This is a genomic window from Natrinema thermotolerans, assembly GCF_031165565.1.
Classification (GTDB): Archaea; Halobacteriota; Halobacteria; order Halobacteriales; family Natrialbaceae; genus Natrinema; species Natrinema thermotolerans.
This window is the reverse complement of sequence record NZ_CP101873.1, coordinates 1440878-1458713: the sequence shown is the minus strand read 5'-3', so window position 1 is coordinate 1458713 and position 17836 is coordinate 1440878. Positions and strand designations below refer to the sequence as shown.

Here is a 17836-nt window from a genome sequence, read left to right as displayed (position 1 = left end):
CGGTATGTACGTTCTCGACTCCTCGGCTTTTATCCACGATTTCCATACGACAGAACAGACTGCGACGATCCCGCTCGTCCGCGAGGAACTCGAAGACGAGAGCGCCTATCGCTACGACGCGATGGAGGGATCGGGCATGCATATCCACATCCCGAACGACGACACCACCGAAAAGGTCGAACGCGCGGCCCGGGAATCCGGGGATCTCGGCGTCCTCTCGGACACCGACGTTCGGCTCGTCGCTGCGAGTTTCGAACTCGACGCCACCTTGGTGACCGACGACTACGCGATGCAAAACGTCGCGGAGAAGCTCAACGTCGCGGTCGACGTGATCGCCCGGGAGGGAATCGACGAGCAGCGCCACTGGACCTACCAGTGTCAGGGCTGTGGCCGCGAGTTCGACGAGGAGAAAGAGCGGTGTCCGATCTGTGGGTCGGAACTGGCCCGGAAGAACCCCTCGTAGCTCGCGATCGTTTCGGTCGCGGTCGATGTCCCCGTAAGCGTCGGCAGTCCCGCGCTCAGGCGTGAATGAAATAGAGGTTCAGGAACGTCAACGCGTTGTACAACCCGTGGACCAGCGCCGGGATCAGGAGGTTCTCCGTTCGTTCGTAGATGACACCGAGGACGATCGAGAGCCCGAAGATCGTCCCCAGACTGGCGATGACCGCGCCCAGCCCGTTGGTGGCGTACGCGAGGACGTGGACCGCCGCGAAAATGACGCTTGCTACCGCGACGGCACCGAATCGCGAGAACGTCTCGTACAGCGACTTCTGGATCACGTTCCGGTAGAGGACCTCCTCGAACGGCCCGATGATCAGAATCGCGATCGGCACCATGATCAGCATCAGTTCGGGGTTGTCCGCGGCCCGCTGGGTGGTCGAGTGGTCCGCGCTCTCGACGCCGGTCGACTGCATGAGCGTCGAGATGGCAAACAGCGCGCCGAAGAGGACGATGAGGCCGCCGACGGTCCAGGCGACCTCCCGCAGCGTGGGCCACCGGAGATCGATGAACGACAGCCCCCGGTCCGTCCAGCGAAGAAAGGCGACGACCACGATCGCCGTGCCGATGACCACGCCGAGTTGGGTGATGAGCTGGGTGGCCACGAGCCGCTCGATCTCCGGCAGCGTCTCGAGGAACGGATAGACCGGTGCGGCAAAGAGAATCATCAGTAGCTGCGGCAGGATGAGCCCGACGAGGCCGACCCCCGTCATGACGAGGGCCTGGCTGGTCCGGCGCTTGAGCCCGACGACGCCGATGCCGAAGAAGTCCGCGACCGCGACGCCGACGGTCAGCCCGGCGGTCACGAACGCCACGAACACGATCGGTATCGAGAGCAGCGACGTCGTGACCCCTTGATTCAACGCGTAGCCGGCGAGCAGGACGACGCCGACGCTCGAGCCGGCGGCGACCGCCGCGAGGAGCCGGGGTTCGCGCGAGCCGTGGCGGCGAACGAGGAAGGCGAGGACGGCGGCGACGGCCAGGCCGGTGCCGGCCCAGACACTGGGGTCGTCGACGCCGTTGCGAACGGGGACGAACATGGCGACCAACGTGAGCCCGGCCAGCAGGGTTCCGATACCCGGGATCGCGCCGGACGCGACCGGGCCGGCGTCGTCGGCCCGTGCAGTCTCGGTCATACGTGAGTGTTCGTCCGAGGGCCCATATGCACACCGCAACCGGACGACGGGTTCAGGTCGGCCCGGTCGGCTACCGCTCGACTCGAAGCTCGGTCTTCTCGGCGACCGCTTCCGCCTCTTCGAACTCGCCGCCGACGAGTAGCCCGCGGGTGGCCTTCTTGGCCCATTCGACGGCCGGCTGCTCGAAGGTGTTCACGCCGTAGAGTTCCCCTGCGAGGACGCAGGCGGCCTCCATCCCGTAGAGGAAGCCGCCGAGTTCGTACTCGTCGACGGCCTCGAGTTCGACCCGGACGTTCGGCCGGCCGGCCGCGGCCAGGCTCGCCTCGGTGGCCTCGAACTCCGCCTCGAGGAGGTCGCCAAGCGTCGCGTCGCCCAGGTACGCGAGTTCCTCGACGTCGGTCGCGGGGATCGACCGGTCCGCGTCCGCGTCGGCCGTCACGAAGGTGACGAGCTTGTCCCGCGGGCCCGCCCGGTAGAGCTGCAGTTGGGAGTGCTGGTCGGTGACCCCCAGCGCCCGCACCGGGGTCTGACCGAGGTCGTCCTTTCCGAGGCTCTCGGCCCACAGCTGGGCGAACCACTCCGCCGAGGTCTCGAGCGATTCCGCGTACGGCATCACGGCGTTGATCCCCGCGCCGCGGCCGTCCAGCGCGTAGGTCGTCGCGCCGTAGGCGTAGGCCGGACACTCGAACAGCGAGCCCGAAAGCGACTCGCGCTCGGCGGCCGCGCCCGCGAGCAGCGCCTCGAGGTCGTGGCCACAGACCGCGGCGGCGACCATGCCGACGGCCGACAGCGCCGAGAAACGGCCGGGGACGCCGTCGGGGACTTTCAGCGACGGCAGGTCGTGGCGATCCGCGAGGTTCCGCAGCGGCCCCGACTCGCCGGTCGTGACGATCGTCCGCTCGGTCCAGTCGACGCCGGCGTCCTCGAAGGCCGCTCGGACGACGAGGAAGTTCGCCAGCGTCTCCGCGGTCGTCCCCGACCGCGAGACGACGTTGATCGCCGCGTTCTCGAGGGCGATCCCGTCGAGGCGACGCGATACCCACTCGGGGTCGACGTTGTCCAGAAAGACCGTCTCGGTGTCGGACTCGAGGGCGTTCACGATCGTCGCCGCGCCCAGCGAACTGCCGCCGATACCGACGGTGATCAGGGCGTCGGCGTCGGCGACCGGCTCGACGGCCGCCCGGATCTCGTCGGGGTCGGTCCGCTCGGGGAGGTTCAGCGCTTCGTAGCCGTGATCCGCGTTCGCCATGCCGCGCTCGATGCGCTCGTGGGCGGCCGCGACCTGTTCGTCCAGTCGCTCGAGGGACGCACGCGAGACGCCCGGCGAGGCGACCGACGCGAGCGCGTTCCCGATGTCGACGTTCATACTCGAGGAGGCGACCGCCGGGGCCAAAGGCGTTCCGAGACGGCCACGGACCGCACTGCGAGCGGCCGTTGGACTCGAGCCGACCGACCGGCTTTTTGCCCGTTCGCCGAGTCGCCCCGCGTATGGAGCGCAGCGAACTCGCCCCCCTGATCGATCACACGGTGCTTGGTCCCGAGACGACGCCGGCCGACGTTCGGCGGGTCCTCGACGAGGCGACCGAGTACGGGATGAACGCCTGTATCCCGCCGTACGCGGTCGAGATGGCCGCCGACTACGCCCCCGACGTGACCCTCGCGACGGTGGTCGGCTTCCCCCACGGCCAGCACGCGCCCGCGGCGAAACGCAAGGAAGGGGTCGGAGCCTGGCAGGACGGGACGGACGAACTCGACGTGGTGATCAACGTCGGCCGGCTGCAGGCCGGTGCGGACGAGGCCGTCGAAACGGCACTCGCCGACCTGGTCGCGGCCGTTCCGATTCCGGTCAAGGTCATCATCGAGGCCCCGCTACTGACCGACGCGGAGAAACGGCGGGCCTGCGAGGCCGCGGCCGCCGCCGACGCGGCGATGGTGAAAACTGCGACCGGGTTCGGCGGGGGCGGCGCGACCGTCGACGACGTCGCCCTCATGAGCGACTTCCTCCCCGTCAAGGCCAGCGGCGGTATCGGCAGCTACGACGACGCCGTGGCCATGCTCGAGGCCGGGGCGGAACGCATCGGGGCCTCGAGCGGGGTCGAGATTCTCGAGGGCGCACCCGAATAGTTCGTGGATCCTCGCTGGATTCGCTGATCGCCCGTGCGAGAAGCCAAACGGTTTTGGTCGTCGCTCGAGCAACGCATCCCATGCTCGAGGGGGTACGTGCGCGACTCCGCGCGCTCGCAAGGCGGCTTCGACGACTGGAACGACGTGAACTCGAGGCCGCCGTCCGATGGCTCGAGCAGACGGGAAACCTGCTTCACCTGTCGGTGCTGGTCTTCGTCCCCCTGCTGATCGCCGCGGTGACGTGGCTGGCGAACGCGACCCCCGTGATCTCGTTTCTGCTCTTTCCGCCGCTTGCCTCGGGGACCTTCACCCTCTTTGCGGAGCCGGAAGGGAAGTACGCCTCCCCGGGGAAGTTCGTCGGCGGGATGACCGTCGGGGCCTGCTGTGGCTGGCTCGCGCTCGCGCTGACGGCGGCCGTCGGACTGGGTGGCGGCATCAGCGCCTGGGGTGCCGCACTCGGGGTCTTCTGTACCGGCGTCTGCACGTGGGCGCTCGATCTCGAGGTGCCGACGGCGTTCTCGACGGCCCTGCTCGTTCTCGTGACCGGCAACGCACAGGTGGCCTACGTCCTCGGGATCGTCATCTCGAGTTCGTTCGTCGCGGCCGCGTTCGTCGTCTGGCGCGACCGGTTCTACGAGCAACGCGCCCGCTATCTCTATCGGACGACCAGCGGCGACGATCACGTCCTCGTCCCGATGACCGACTGCGAAGAGACGGTCGCTCGCTTCGCCGCGTCGATCGCCGGGGCCCACGACGCCGGCAAGGTGGTCCTTTTCGACGTCGTTGAGACGGTCGACGACGAGCAACCGGACGCGTCGGCCGACGGCGACCCGGACGAACCGACGCCCGCCGAACGCGCGGCTACCGACGCCGGCCGCCGCCTCGAGTCGCTCGCGACTGACCTCCAGAGCGCATACGACGTCCCCTGCGAGGTCGTCGTCGCGGCCGACAGTGACCTCTCGTCGGGGCTCGTCCTCGAGACCGCGCGAGCGGAGAACTGCGATCTCATCGTCACGCCCTACGCCGAACGCGAGGGTGGCGGCCTCTCGTCGTTTATCACCGGGCTGTTCGAGGGCGAAATCGATACGATCGTCTTCCGCTCGAACGGCGTGCGGCGGACGCGCTGGCGGAGCGGCCTCGTCGCAGTTCGCGGTGCGGGCGACACCGCTCGCGCGATGCTCGATTTCGCGATTCGGGTGACCGAGTCCGGCCGGCCGATCAGCGTCTGTACCTGCATCGATCGGGAGTCGCGCCGTCGGGTGGCCGAGGGGACGCTCGCGGATCTCGTCGATGCCTTTGCCGGTCCTTTCGAAACCCACGTGGTCACCGCCGCCGTCGAGGACTACCTCGCCCGCATCGCGCCCCGCTATGACGTCTGTTTCGTCGGCTCGAGTACCGACCGCTCGGCGGCCTCCCGCTTTGTCTCCCCGCCGACGTTCCGGAAGCTCAGCGATCTGGAGGCGGACGTGGCGATCGTCCATCGGGGTCGCCGACGGTAGGTCACTCGCGCTCGAGAATGCGGTCGATCAGCACGCTCTCGTCGCTGCCAAGCGCCGATCGTACGAGCAGGTGCCCCCCAAGTACCGAGGGGCTGATCACCGCGTCCGCGCCGGCCCGGTCGAGTTTTTTCGTGTTCTCGCGGTCGGTCGCGGCGGCGACGATGCGGGTGTTCGGCGCGAGTTCGCGGGCCGTTAGGATCGCCAGCGCGTCCTCGGCGTCGTGGTTCGTGGCGACGAGGATCGCGGCCGCCCGGTCGATCTTTGCACGCCGGAGCGGCTCCTCGTCGCTGGGGTCGCCGGTGACGACCGAGATGCCGCGGTCGGTGAGGTCCGTCGCGACCTCACGATCGCTGGTCACGACGACGAACTTGCGGCCGCCGTCGGCCAGTTCGTCGACGATCGGTTCCGTCAGTTCGCCGTAGCCGAGGACGAGGATGTGGTCCTCGAGGAGTTGCAGCTGTGAGTCGGTCATCTTTCCGAGTGTCTTCGAGATGCGGTCCTGAATGAGCGGGCCGACCAGCGCCCCGATGGCGATACCGAAGCTGGCCACGCCGAGGATGAGGACGGACATCGTAAACAACATCCCCTCGATCGACTCCTGATTCGGCGTGACGTCGCCGTAGCCGACCGTACTCGAGGTGATCAGCGTAAAATAAAAGGCATCGAGAATGTTGTTGATCCCGTCGAAGTGTTCCCGCATGGCGTAGCCGCCGATGGTGCCGTACAGCTGGACGCCGACCAGTGCCGCGCCGGCCGCGATCTGTGTCGTCGTCAGCGAGAGCGGTTTGTCGAACCGGCCGCGGGTCAACAGGAGGGCCGGAATCGACACGATCGAGAGGACGACCAGCGGAACCGAGTACTGGCTCGACTGGAGGAGGCCCTGTCCCGCGGTCACCGGGAGCAACAGCAGCGTCGCCCACCAGCCGGCGCGGAGCCCGCGTCGGAGGGCAAGCGCACTGCCGACCATCATGAACCCGGTGAGCGCCCCGGTGAACGCGGCGGCGCTTTGAATCGCTTCGGGAACGTACCCGTGGAGCGGCCCCGGGTTCGGGGTCCAGATGTTGATGACCGCAGTGGCGACCGAGAGCAGCGCGACCAGCAGGACGAGGATCACGGTCGCCCGCGTCGTCAGCACGTGCTGCCAGTCGTCCGGGAGTCGCCCTCGAAGCGACCGGTCGTCGGCCATACACACCGGTGAGCGACGGCGTCAGTTAAACGTCTCCGTTCGGAATTCGGGGGATCGCCGCTCGAGCCGGAGACGGCTGCCGGTGCTAATTTAACCGCTCCGGTCCACTGGCCCACAATGCCATCCCTTCCGGTCGAAGTGTTGCTCGGTCTCTATCTCGGCCTCCTGACCGGTATCGTTCCCGCCTTCGTCGCCGGTTCGCTCGGCTTTCTCGTCCGGTATTTCACCGGCGTTACCCTGCCCGGGTTCGGTGTGGTCGTCCTCGCGCTGTCGATCGCCAGCGTCCAGGGCGGACTGCTCGGGCTCGTCGAACCCACCATCGCCCAGTCACCGCGGCTGCTCGTTGCCGTGCTGGTTGTCCTCATGCTCGCGCTGTACGCCCACAACCAGGGCGACAAGCTCGGCGCGGAACTCCCGCGTCGGCTCTCGCTGACCTCGCTGCGCCAGCGGACCCTCTCGGCCGACGTCGTCGAACTCGTCGGCTCGGTCGGCCAGGTCACGGTGCGTCCCACCGGTGAGATCCACGACATGGAAGGCTACCCGCCGCTGTCGGCCGACCTCCGCCGGACGTTGAAGGCAGGGTCGTGGCGGCTCCCCGCCGACCTCCCGCTCTCGGAACTCGAGGCCCGCCTCGAGGAGCGCCTGCGGACCGATCACGATCTCGCGGACGTCGCCGTCGCGATCGACGAACGGGCTCGGGCGACCATCACGGCCGCACCGCCTTCGGGTGGTCTCTCCCGGCGCGTCCCGGCGGGCCGGCGGGCCGTCTCGCTGACGACGCTCGTCCCGACGGGACTCGCGGGCGGGGACGTGGTGAGCGTCCGCGTCGGCGACCGCTCGATCGGGGGAACCGTCGTCAGCGCCCGTACCGAGACCGACGACGAGATCGACGGCGACGACGGTTCGTCGGGGCCTGCCGACGCGGTCGCGCCCGACGGCGGCGCGGACCCCGAGCCCACCCCCGCGGCGAAACCGCACGCGGCGACGGCCGGCGGCTCGGGCCGCGTGACGATTGCCGTCCCCCGTCGGGACGTAAAGCCGGTCCTCGAGGCCGAGTCGCCGCGGCTCGTCGTGCGCTCGCGGGGCACCAGCCGCGAGTTCGAGGCGCTCTCGCTGGTCAAACGCGAGGGGTACGCCATCCGACGACTGACCGTCGGTCCGATCGGGGCGACCGACGAGACGATCGCCGGGACCGACGTGACGGTCCTTGCGGTCCGTCGACAGGGCAGCGAGACCGGTGAACGTCGCCACGGCTGGGTGTTCGCCCCCGGGATCGAACGGCGGCTCGAGGCCGGCGACGAGGCGTTCGTCGCGGGCCCCGACGACGCGGTCGAGGCGTTCGCGGAGGCGATCGCGCAATGACTGCGATCGTCGCGGCGGCGGTCCCGACCGAGACGCTGCTCGAGGCGGTCGTCCGGATCCTCGGGTTCGCCCTGCTCGCGGCCGGCAGCGGGGCCGGCGTCGCCTTCGTCTATCGGTGGTACAGCGCCGACGGGATCCCGGAGGGCATCGCGGTGTTGTTCGGCGTCGCGCTCGTCGCGATCTGGCTGAACACCCAGACGGCGCTCCAGCAGGCGATCATCGGGAACACGGGCCTGCTCGAGCCCGGAACCGCGATCTACACGGTCGGTGCCTTCGCCGCCAGCGCGGTCGCGGCCGACGGCGGCCGGCGGCTCGGCGATTACCTCGCCCGGGACGTGTTCATGGTTGCGACCCCGCGGACGATCACCGAGGTCACCCAACTCGTCCGCTCGGCCGGCCGGGTCGTCACGGTCGAACTTCCCGACGAGATCGACGACATCGAGGGCTACGACCCGGTCGACGAGTCGGTGAAGGCCGACCTCGCCGGGCAGACGTTTCTCCTCCCCCGGCGGCTTACCGACGAGGAACTGCGCGAGCGGCTCGTGGCCCGCCTCGAGCGCGACTTCGGGATCGGCCACGTCGACGTCGATCTCGAGCCCGACGGCACGGTCGCGTTCCTCGCCGTGGGTAGCCGGCCGGCCGGTATCGGCCCGACGCTCGCGCCGGGGACCGTCGCCGTCGCGCTCGAGGGCGATCCCGCGGCCGACGCCAGCCCCGGCGACGCGGTCCGTCTCTGGGCTCGCGGCGAGGACGGCGGTGCCCGACGGATCGCGGGCGGGGAACTCCGCGGAACCGCCGGCGACGTCGCGACCGTCGCCATAGACGCCGAGGACGCCCGCGATATAGCACCCGATGGGGACTACCGGCTCGTGACGCTGCCGGGCAGTCCCGACGCCGAGCGCGACCTCGTCTCCCTCTTGCGGGCGGCCGACGAGACGGTCCGATCGATCACCGTCGAGGCCGACGACCCCCTCGTCGGACTGGCGGTCGACTCGCTGCCGGTACTGGTCCTCGCGCTCGAGCGCGAGGGCGACGGTGACGCCGAACATCGGCCGCTGCCGGCCGGGGACGTGCGACTCGCGGCCGGCGACGTCGCGTACGTCCTCGGCCGGCCGGACGCGCTTCGCCGGGTGACCGAACGGTCGCTGGCTGACGCGGACTCGTCCGCGACACCGCCGGCCGACGACGGCCAGCGGGCGGCCGCCGATTCGGATCGCGGCCACGCGCCGGAACGGCCCCGAGAGCGGTAGCTACTTGCCGCCGGCACCGATACCGCCACGTATGCCCACGGAGTGGAAACTGTTCGCGGATCTGGCCGAGCGCGCCGGCGACAAGCACGTGACCGTCGACGCCGAGGCCGGCGACACCGTCGGCGACGCCTTCGAGGAACTGCTCGAGGAGGCCCCCGCCCTCGAGGGCCGCGTCCTTGAGGACGGCGAACTGCGCTCCCAGATCAACGTGCTTCGCAACGGCACGAACGTCCTGGTCGAGGAGGAGGGGCTGGCGACGGTTCTCGAGGCGGGCGACGAACTGGCGCTGTTCCCGCCGGTCAGCGGCGGGTAGCCGTCAGCGAGTCGCCGTCAGGTCGATCCCCAGCACGAAGTCCGGTTCCTCGGCGATATCGACTCCTGCGTGGGGCGTGTCGGTGACGAACCGGGCTGTTTCGGGAATCAGGACGCGCGTCTTTTCCGCGCCGCAGTCGGCCGCGTCGCGAGCGATCGCGGCGAACAGCGAGCGGGCGGCCTCGACCCCGTCCCATGCGGCGACGCCGTACTCGACCCACCGCTCGGTTTCGGGATCGTCGCTCGAGCCGTCCGTCGCGTCGCCGTCGACCGGCCGCTCGTAGCTTCGGGTGCGGTAGGCAGCGCCAGCGAGTCCATCCTCGCTCTCGACGGCGAAAACCGCCGTTTCGTCGGCCAACCGATCGAAATCCTCGCGCGTGAGTTCGCGGACGGCCCACGATTCCTCGGGCGCGAGACCGAGCCCGCGCAGGTATTCGCGGGCGTCGCTGTGTGTCCAGTAGCGCCACGCCTCGGTCGGATCGCTCGAGACCGCGTGGGGTCCCGCGGCGTCCGGGTCGGGGTCGGGATGGGCGAAGCGAAACTCGGTGATCGGTTCGAAGCCGCTGGCTCGTGCCGCGCCCAGCGAGGCCGCGTTCCACGAGAAGATCATCACGCGGCCGACGGTCGCGCCCTGCCGGCGGGCCCACTCGAAGGTCGCCTCGTTCAGCCGGTGGCTTACGCCCCGCCGGCGGTAGTCGGCCGCGACGCGCATTCCCTGGAACCAGGCCTCGTCGTCCGAGAGCATGACGGCCTGAACGATCCCCGCGGTCTCGCCGTCGACTTCGGCGAGGAAGGTCTTCTTGCCCTGTCCCGGCTCGTCCTCGAGCCAGTCGTGGTAGATTCGCGGGATGTAGTCGCCGCCGCGGTCGGGCCAGATGTCGCCCGTGAAGTCGGCGACGGCGTCGTAGTCGTCGTGAGTAGCGCGGCGGATCTCGATGGCGGACTCGGAATCCAACTCTGATGCCATAGTTGTCGAGTATTGGCATCTCATGTGATCGCCCGTGAAAGAACTTCGCGGGCTCGAGGCGGGATCGACTGCGGTGGCACACGCTGTCGTCCGATTTCGAGCGCGCGTCGCAAAACAATCTCTCGACTCCGTCTCCGTTCAGCCGCGTCCAGCGGACGCGATCACTCCCAGGGGACCGACCGCTCCTGAATCTCGCCGGCCAGCGACGTGCCCATCGCTTCCGCGACGTCGTCGCTGTTTGCGAGCGCCCACATCAGCTTGACCTTCGCCGTCCCCGGCAGCGTGTCGCCGGCCTCGACGACGCCGGCCTCGAGCAGGTCCCGACCCGTGTCGTAGACCCGGTCACAGACCCGGCCCTCGAGACACTGACTCGTCATGACGACTGTCGTCCCGTTCTCGATCAACTCCTCGATGCGGGGGATCAGATCGGTGTGGACGTGTCCGAGCCCGGTGCCCTCGATGATCAGGCCCTCGCTCCCCTCGACGACGTCGAGGAACGCGGGGTCCATTCCGGGGGTGAACTTCAGCAGTTCGACGTCGCCCTCGAGGTCGTCGCGGAGTTCCAACTCGCTCGCTCCGCGTTCCTGATACGCCCGCCGGAACTCGACGGTCTCGGTCTCGTACTCGACCTCGCCCAGCGGTTCCGCACCGACGGTCTCGAAGGCGTCCCGCCGCGAGGTGTGGTTCTTCCGCACGCGGGTCCCGCGGTGAAGGGCACAGCGGTCGTCCGACTCGGTGGCGTGCATACAGACCATGACCTCCGCGCAGTCGCTCTTGGCCGCCTCGACCGCCGAGACGGCGTTCATCACGTTATCCGAGGAGGGCCGGTCGGCCGAGCGCTGGGAGCCGGTGAAGACGATCGGCACCGGCGTCTCGAGCATGAACGCGAGGGCGGAGGCGGAGTACTGCATCGTGTCGGTGCCGTGCATGACGACGACGCCGTCCGCGCCGGCCTCGATCTCCTCGCGGACCGCCTGCGCGAGGTCCCGCCAGATCGACGGCTCCATGTTCTCCGAGAGGATGTTGGCGACGACGCGCCCGCGGTAGTTCGCCCGGCCGGCCAGATCCGGCACCGCCCGCAGGACGTCCTCGGCGTCGAACTGGGCGGTCACCGCGCCGGTGCGGTAGTCGACCGTCGAGGCGATCGTCCCGCCGGTCGAGATCAGCGAGATCGTCGGCAGGTCGTCGTCGAACTCGATCTCCGAGGCCCCATCGTCGCCCGCGGCGTCGGTGCCGTCGATCCTGTAGACGTCCTCCGCGAGGACCTCCACGTCGGCCTCGCCCCGGTCGACGCCGACGTTGTAGCCGCCCTCGAGTTTCACCACGAGCTGGTCGTCCGTACTCGAGGGGAGCAACACGCCTTCGTACGTACGGTCCGCGCGATCGACGCGGACGCGGTCGCCTGGGTTCATGCGTGGCCGTAGCGCGGCCCCGGACTTGAAGGCACGCTTTCGCGCTACCGGCGGCCGGGCCGGCAGACCCGCCCACGGAACCGAAGACGGCGAGGGAATCCCCTCGTGAAACGTCGTCAAACGCAACAAATAAATCGCTGACCGATTACATACGTGATATGCAAATCGAGCCGCAGGCGTTCGACCGGGTTCTCTCCTCGATGTGTACGGAACCCCACCCGGCGGCACGCGACGCGGCCGAGCGGTTTCTCGCGACCAACCCCGGCGATCCGGGCACCTACCCCGGCGTCTCGGAACTCGAGGACGACGCGGTCGCCCTGCTGAGCGAGATCGCCGGACTCCAAGAGCCGGCGGGCTATATCACCAGTGGCGGCACGGAAGCGAACATTCAGGCAGTCCGGATCGCCCGCGAACGGGCCGACAGCCGGAATCCGAACGTCGTCATGCCCGAGTCGGGCCACTTCAGCTTCCAGAAGGCCGCGGACCTGCTCGGAATCGAACTCCGGATCGTTCCGACCGACGACGACTACCGGGCCGACCTCGAGGCCGTCCGGGCCGCCGTCGACGACGACACCGCCGCGGTGGTCGGCGTCGCGGGGACGACCGAGTACGGCCGCGTCGATCCCATTCCCGAGTTGGGCGAGATCGCACACTCGGTCGACGCGACGCTGCACGTCGACGCCGCCTGGGGCGGCTTCGTGCTGCCCTTTACCGACTACGAGTGGAACTTCGCCCACGCCGCGGTCGACACGATGGCGATCGACCCCCACAAGATGGGTCAGGCCGCCGTTCCCGCGGGCGGCCTGCTCGTTCGCGATTCGGCCCTGCTCGACGAACTCGCCGTCGACACGCCCTACCTCGAGTCGACCTCGCAGGCGACCCTGACCGGCACCCGTTCGGGTGCCGGCGTCGCCAGCGCCGTTGCCGCGATGGAGGAGCTGTGGCCGACGGGGTACCGCCGGCAGTACGTCCGCTCGCAGAACAACGCCGAGTGGCTCGCCGACGCCCTCGAGAAACGCGGCTACGAGGTCGCCGACCCGACGCTGCCGCTGGTGGCGGCCGACGTCCCCCGCTCGACCTTCGACGCGTTGCGGGCCAAGGGCTGGCGGATCTCGAGAACCGCGACCGACGAACTGCGCGTGGTCTGTATGCCCCACGTCACCCGCGAGATGCTGGCCTCCTTCATCGGCGATCTCGACCGGCTCGAGGTGCGTGCGAGCGTCCCGATCACGAGCGACGACTGATCGCCACCGCGTACCGCGGGTCCGCCCCCGATCGAAACCGGCGGGTTTTACGCCCGCGAGCGCGACGTGGCGATCATGAGCCACGAGGACTTTCCGACGGACGAACCCGCCGTCGTGACCTGTGGGCTCCCCTACGCGAACGGGGACCTTCACATCGGTCACCTGCGGGGGTATATCGGCGCGGACGCCTTTTCCCGCGCGCTCGAGACGCTGGGACAGGAGACGGCCTACGTCTGCGGCTCGGACATGCACGGCACCCCGGTCGCCGTCAACGCCGAACAGGAGGGCGTCGACCCCGAGGACTTCGCGTTAGACTGGCACCGCCAGTACGAGGAGACGTTCCCGAAGTTCAACGTCGAGTTCGACAACTACGGTCACACCCACGACGAGACCAACGTCGAGACGACGCAGGAGATCGTCCGGACGCTGGACGACGAGGGCTACATCTACGAGAAGGAGATCCAGGTCGCCTACGATCCCGACGCCGACCAGTACCTCCCCGACCGCTACGTCGAGGGGACCTGTCCCTACTGCGGCGCAAAAGCCCGCGGCGACGAGTGCGACGAGGGCTGTCAGCGCCACTTAGAGCCCGGCGAGGTCGAGGACCCGACCAGTACGATCACGGGCAACCCCGCCGAGTACCGCAAGCGCACCCACAAGTTCTTCGAGGTCTCCGAATTCGCGGACTTCCTCACCGACTTTTTGGACGGCCTCGAGGGGACCTCGAACGCTCGTAACCAGCCCCGGCAGTGGATCGAGGACGGCCTGCAGGACTGGTGTATCACGCGCGATATGGACTGGGGGATCGATTACCCGACCGCCGAGGGCGAGGACGAGAGCGACCTCGTCCTCTACGTCTGGGTCGACGCGCCGATCGAGTACATCTCGAGTTCGAAGCAGTACTCCGAGCGCGTCGGGGAAGACGCGTTCGACTGGGAGCAGGTCTGGAAGGGCGACGGCGAGATCATGCACGTCATCGGCCGGGACATCATCCAGCACCACGCGATCTTCTGGCCGGCGATGCTCGAGGGCGCGGGTTACAACAAGCCCCGCGGGATCGCCGCGACCGGCTTCATCACGATCAACGGCAAGGGGCTCTCGACGAGTCGCAACCGGGCGATCTGGGCGAAGGAATACCTCGAGGAAGGGTTCCACCCCGATCTGCTGCGGTACTATCTGACGACGACCGGCGGGCTCCAACAGGACGTCGACTTCTCCTGGGACGCCTTCCAGGAGACGGTCAACGGCGAACTCGTCGGGACTATCGGCAACTTCTGGTACCGCTCACTGCTCTTTGCCTACCGCAACTACGAGGGGACCCCCGATGCGGCCGTCTCCGACGAAGTCCGCGACCGCATCGAGGGCGCGATCGACGACGTGCGCGAGAACGTCAACGACTACTCCATGCGCGGGGTCGGCGGAGCGGCGACCGAACTCGCGCAGTTCGGCAACGAGTACATCCAGCGCAACGAGCCCTGGAAGCTCGACGCCGAGAGCGAGGACGCGACGCAGGTCATCCGCGACTGCGTCCAGATCGCCAAGGCCGTCGCCGTCCTGCTCGAACCGATCACCCCCGACAAGGCCCAGGCCCTCTGGGCACAGATCGGCGAGGACGGCGATATCGCCGACGCCCACCTCGAGGACGCGCTCGAGGCTCCGCCACGGGACTTCGACGAGCCCGGCGAACTCTTCGAGAAGATCGAGGACGACCGCGTCGACGAACTGACTGAAAAGCTCGAGGAACGCGTCGCGGCCGCCTCGGACGATGACGACGAGGAAACCGAAAGCGACGAAAGCACCGACGCGGAAGCCGACGGTATGAGTGACACCGATGATCTCGAGCCGCTGGTCGACGAGCGGATCGGGTTCGAGGACTTTCAGGAACTGGACGTCCGGGTCGGCCGGATCGAATCCGCCGAAGGGATCGAGGGCGCGGACGACCTCGCGCGCCTCGAGGTCGACATCGGTTTCGAGACCCGACAGATCGTCGCGGGGATCAAGCAACTGCACGATCTCGACGAGCTGCCGGGCGAGAAATGTGTCCTGCTCGCGAACATGGAGAAAGCCGAACTGTTCGGCGTCGAGTCCAACGGGATGATCCTCGCCGCGGGCGAGGAGGCCGACCTGCTGACGACCCACGGCGACGCCGCGGTCGGCGAGAAGATCAAGTAGACGGCTCGCTCGAGCGGGGGCGATCCGGGCGGTCGCACGGTGACCGTTCGACACCCCCGTCTCGGTAGTATCTGTCAACCCGCCTCAAATACAGCTATGTGGTTAGATGCAATACGTTCTCATATGTCACAGAGTGACGGGCGCGCTCGAGGGGTCGTCGGTCGAGACGTGGAGTCGAACTGGCTCGCGGGACTTCCCGCCGCTTGCGGATCGGCGGAAGCCAGGGCGCTCGTCGTGATCGCCCTCTCGCTGTTTTCGCTCATGGCGCTTGGCAACCTCGCCGGCCTCTGGTAACGGTCCGATCCGGGCCCGCCGCTCGAGGGGCGGCGCGGCGGGTGACGGCGTCTCGACGAAACTGGTACTCGAAGGCGAGTAAGCGACCGGTTTTTACGCCACCTGGCGTTAGCCCCCGACATGAGAAACGCGAAGATCGTCTGTACGCTGGGACCGGCGTCGAACGACCGGGAAACGATCCGGGAGTTGGCCGAGGCGGGGATGTCGGTCGCGCGGCTGAACGCGAGCCACGGGAGCCGCGAGGACCGCGCCGCATTGATCGACCGGGTCCGCGCGGTCGACGAGGAGCGCACCGAGCCCGTCGCAGTCATGCTCGACATGCAGGGCCCCGAGATCCGGACCGCGCCCCTGCCCGAGGGGGAGACAGTGACGCTCGAGACGGGCTCGGAGATCCGCTTCGTCGAAGGCGAGACGGCGACGCCAGAGACCGTCGGGCTCTCGCTGTCGATCGACGCCGTCGAGCCCGGCGATCGGATCCTGCTCGACGACGGGTTGATCGAGGCAACCGTCCTCGAAACCGAGGGCGAGGGCGTCCGAGCCCGCGTCGATACCGGCGGCGACCTCGGCGGCCGCAAGGGGGTCAACGTCCCCGGCGTCGAACTCGACCTCGACGTCGTCACCGAGTCCGACCGAAAGGATCTCGAGCTGGCCGCCGCAAAGGAGGTGGACTTCGTTGCCGCGAGTTTCGTCCGGGACGCCGACGACGTCTACGAGGTCGACGAGGTACTCGAGGCGGCCGGAGCCGACATTCCGGTCATCGCGAAGATCGAGCGAGCAGGCGCGGTCGAGAACTTGGACGAGATCATCGACGCCGCCTACGGCGTGATGGTCGCCCGCGGCGACCTCGGCGTCGAGTGTCCGATGGAGGACGTCCCGATGATCCAAAAGCGGATCATCCGGAAATGCCGCGAGGCGGGGCGACCGGTCATCACGGCGACGGAGATGCTCGACTCGATGGTGACGGCTCGCCGACCCACCCGCGCGGAGGCCTCCGACGTCGCCAACGCCGTCCTCGACGGCACCGACGCGGTCATGCTGTCGGCCGAGACCGCGATCGGTGACCACCCCGTCGCCGTCGTCGACGCGATGGACAGCATCGTCCGCGAAGTCGAGGGCTCCGTGGAACACGCCGAACTGTTCGAGCAACGGGTCCCGGCCGCGGGCGAGGCGCGGACGGACGCGCTGGCTCGTTCGGCCCGCTTTCTGGCCCGGGATATCGACGCGGACGCGGTCGTCGCCGCGACCGAGTCCGGCTACACCGCACTCAAGACGGCGAAGTATCGTCCGGGCGTACCCGTCGTCGCCTCGACGCCGAGTCAGGCGGTGCGTCGCCAGCTCGCGCTGACCTGGGGCGTGACGCCGCTGTATGCCTCCGTCTCGGATCAGGGTGCCGACGCCGTCGTCGAGAAGGCCGTTCAGGCCGCGTTAGACGCCGGCATCGCCGAAAGCGGGGACACCGTCGTCGTCCTCTGTGGCATGATGACCGAACTCGAGGGGGCGAACACGACGAACATGTTGAAGGTCCACGTCGCGGCCGACGCGCTGACGACCGGCCAGGTGGTCGTCGAGGGCAGGGCGACCGGGCCGATCGTTCACGCCACCGACGGCGATCTCTCGGGAGTCCCCGAGGGAGCGATCCTCGCGCTGTCGGCCGACTTCGACGCGGAGTTCTCGAGCGAGACGGACCGGATCGGCGGGATCGTCAACGCCCAGCGGGGGATGACCGGTTATCCGGCGATGATCGCCCGCGAACTGGGCGTGCCGATGATCAGCGACGCGGACGTGGCGGCGCTGTCGGCCGGCGAGACGGTCACCGTCGACGCCGAGCGCGGCGTCGTCTACGGCGGCGATATCGGGGGTCGTCCCGAGCGCCCCTGAGACCGACTGTTGGACCGATTTCCCGGTGTAACTGCAGGACATCGGGGTTGGACCGGTGATCCCGTACAACGGGCCGTCCGCCCCGCGCTCGGACCACGGGTTTTTGACGGCGGATCCGTTACGATCAGCCATGGCAGACGAACCGTCCGGGACGCGAGACGACGCCGACGACGACCGGACCGAGCGGTCGGTTACGGGGCCCGACGCGACCCGGACCGACTCGGGCGAGGGCTGGGGCGTCGCCGACCGGAGCGGCGACGCGGACCGAGACGATTCCGTTCGGGACGAGCGCGTCGACGATGACGACCGCATCCCGCTCGACCTCTCGGACTCGAGCGATGACGCGGCCGACGTGGACGACGATGAGGAGTACGCGCCGGAGCCGAACGAGACGCCCATCGAGCCCGGGGAGCCGGAACTGGAAAGCGCGCTGTTCGTCCTGTTAGGGGCGATCGCGATGGTGTTGGTCCTCGTTCGTCTCGTGATGATTCCGCTCGGGTGA

Annotated in this window: 16 protein-coding genes; 11 read left to right on the top strand and 5 right to left on the bottom strand. The window is 68.7% G+C overall.

Annotated features, from left to right (window positions below; translation table 11 throughout):
* The first annotated feature begins 4 nt into the window (after nt 1-4).
* Nucleotides 5-463, top strand: a complete 459-nt coding sequence (locus NP511_RS07505) for an NOB1 family endonuclease (protein ID WP_006182584.1) — start codon at nt 5-7, stop codon at nt 461-463.
* Between the two features lie 55 nt (nt 464-518).
* Here NP511_RS07505 and NP511_RS07500 read toward each other — a convergent pair whose 3' ends face one another.
* Together NP511_RS07500 and NP511_RS07495 are read right to left on the bottom strand one after the other, a co-directional pair.
* On the bottom strand, nt 519-1634 hold the full coding sequence (locus NP511_RS07500; protein WP_049965035.1) for a CPBP family intramembrane glutamic endopeptidase: 1116 nt from the start codon (nt 1632-1634) through the stop codon (nt 519-521).
* Nucleotides 1635-1704: 70 nt separating this feature from the next.
* Nucleotides 1705-3000 (bottom strand): hypothetical protein, encoded by a 1296-nt coding sequence (locus NP511_RS07495; protein WP_049965034.1) that lies wholly within the window; start codon nt 2998-3000, stop codon nt 1705-1707.
* Between the two features lie 122 nt (nt 3001-3122).
* Here NP511_RS07495 and deoC point away from each other — a divergent pair, with 122 nt between their 5' ends.
* Together deoC and NP511_RS07485 are read left to right on the top strand one after the other, a co-directional pair.
* Nucleotides 3123-3758: a deoxyribose-phosphate aldolase gene (gene deoC, locus NP511_RS07490; RefSeq protein WP_049965033.1), complete on the top strand. Its 636-nt coding sequence runs from the start codon at nt 3123-3125 to the stop codon at nt 3756-3758.
* Between the two features lie 80 nt (nt 3759-3838).
* Nucleotides 3839-5257, top strand: a complete 1419-nt coding sequence (locus tag NP511_RS07485) for an HPP family protein (protein ID WP_049965032.1) — start codon at nt 3839-3841, stop codon at nt 5255-5257.
* 1 nt (nt 5258) lies between these two features.
* On the opposite strand, the gene NP511_RS07480 is transcribed toward NP511_RS07485, so the two are convergent.
* The gene (locus tag NP511_RS07480; RefSeq protein ID WP_049965031.1) at nt 5259-6443 is read right to left on the bottom strand and encodes an NAD-binding protein; all 1185 of its coding nucleotides are present in this window, start codon (nt 6441-6443) and stop codon (nt 5259-5261) included.
* Nucleotides 6444-6560: 117 nt separating this feature from the next.
* On the opposite strand from NP511_RS07480, the gene NP511_RS07475 reads away from it, so the two are divergent.
* The 3 genes from NP511_RS07475 to NP511_RS07465 are packed head-to-tail and all read left to right on the top strand — an operon-like array spanning nt 6561 to nt 9368.
* The gene (locus NP511_RS07475; protein WP_049965030.1) at nt 6561-7805 is read left to right on the top strand and encodes a DUF8167 domain-containing protein; all 1245 of its coding nucleotides are present in this window, start codon (nt 6561-6563) and stop codon (nt 7803-7805) included.
* Nucleotides 7802-9055 carry a TrkA C-terminal domain-containing protein gene (locus tag NP511_RS07470; RefSeq protein WP_049965029.1) on the top strand — a complete coding sequence of 418 codons (1254 nt, stop codon included), beginning with the start codon at nt 7802-7804 and terminating at the stop codon, nt 9053-9055. The genes NP511_RS07475 and NP511_RS07470 overlap by 4 nt, the downstream gene beginning before the upstream one ends.
* 31 nt (nt 9056-9086) lie before the next feature.
* Entirely contained in the window at nt 9087-9368 is a 282-nt protein-coding gene (locus NP511_RS07465; protein WP_006650051.1) for a ubiquitin-like small modifier protein 1, read from the top strand.
* A 3-nt stretch (nt 9369-9371) separates the two neighbouring features.
* Here NP511_RS07465 and NP511_RS07460 read toward each other — a convergent pair whose 3' ends face one another.
* Both NP511_RS07460 and gatD read right to left on the bottom strand, forming a co-directional pair.
* Nucleotides 9372-10334: a GNAT family N-acetyltransferase gene (locus NP511_RS07460; RefSeq protein ID WP_049965028.1), complete on the bottom strand. Its 963-nt coding sequence runs from the start codon at nt 10332-10334 to the stop codon at nt 9372-9374.
* Between the two features lie 161 nt (nt 10335-10495).
* Nucleotides 10496-11746 carry a Glu-tRNA(Gln) amidotransferase subunit GatD gene (gatD, locus tag NP511_RS07455; RefSeq protein ID WP_049965027.1) on the bottom strand — a complete coding sequence of 417 codons (1251 nt, stop codon included), beginning with the start codon at nt 11744-11746 and terminating at the stop codon, nt 10496-10498.
* Between the two features lie 158 nt (nt 11747-11904).
* On the opposite strand from gatD, the gene mfnA reads away from it, so the two are divergent.
* The 5 genes from mfnA to NP511_RS07430 all read left to right on the top strand — a co-directional run bounded on the left by mfnA (nt 11905) and on the right by NP511_RS07430 (nt 17836).
* Nucleotides 11905-12990 (top strand): tyrosine decarboxylase MfnA, encoded by a 1086-nt coding sequence (mfnA, locus tag NP511_RS07450; RefSeq protein WP_049965026.1) that lies wholly within the window; start codon nt 11905-11907, stop codon nt 12988-12990.
* A gap of 75 nt (nt 12991-13065) precedes the next feature.
* Entirely contained in the window at nt 13066-15162 is a 2097-nt protein-coding gene (gene metG, locus NP511_RS07445; protein ID WP_049965098.1) for a methionine--tRNA ligase, read from the top strand.
* A gap of 123 nt (nt 15163-15285) precedes the next feature.
* The gene (locus tag NP511_RS07440) at nt 15286-15456 is read left to right on the top strand and encodes a hypothetical protein (protein ID WP_158413751.1); all 171 of its coding nucleotides are present in this window, start codon (nt 15286-15288) and stop codon (nt 15454-15456) included.
* 120 nt (nt 15457-15576) lie between these two features.
* Nucleotides 15577-17334, top strand: coding sequence for a pyruvate kinase (gene pyk, locus NP511_RS07435; RefSeq protein ID WP_049965025.1), 1758 nt, complete (start codon nt 15577-15579; stop codon nt 17332-17334).
* 130 nt (nt 17335-17464) lie between these two features.
* Nucleotides 17465-17836, top strand: a complete 372-nt coding sequence (locus NP511_RS07430) for a DUF7312 domain-containing protein (protein ID WP_049965024.1) — start codon at nt 17465-17467, stop codon at nt 17834-17836.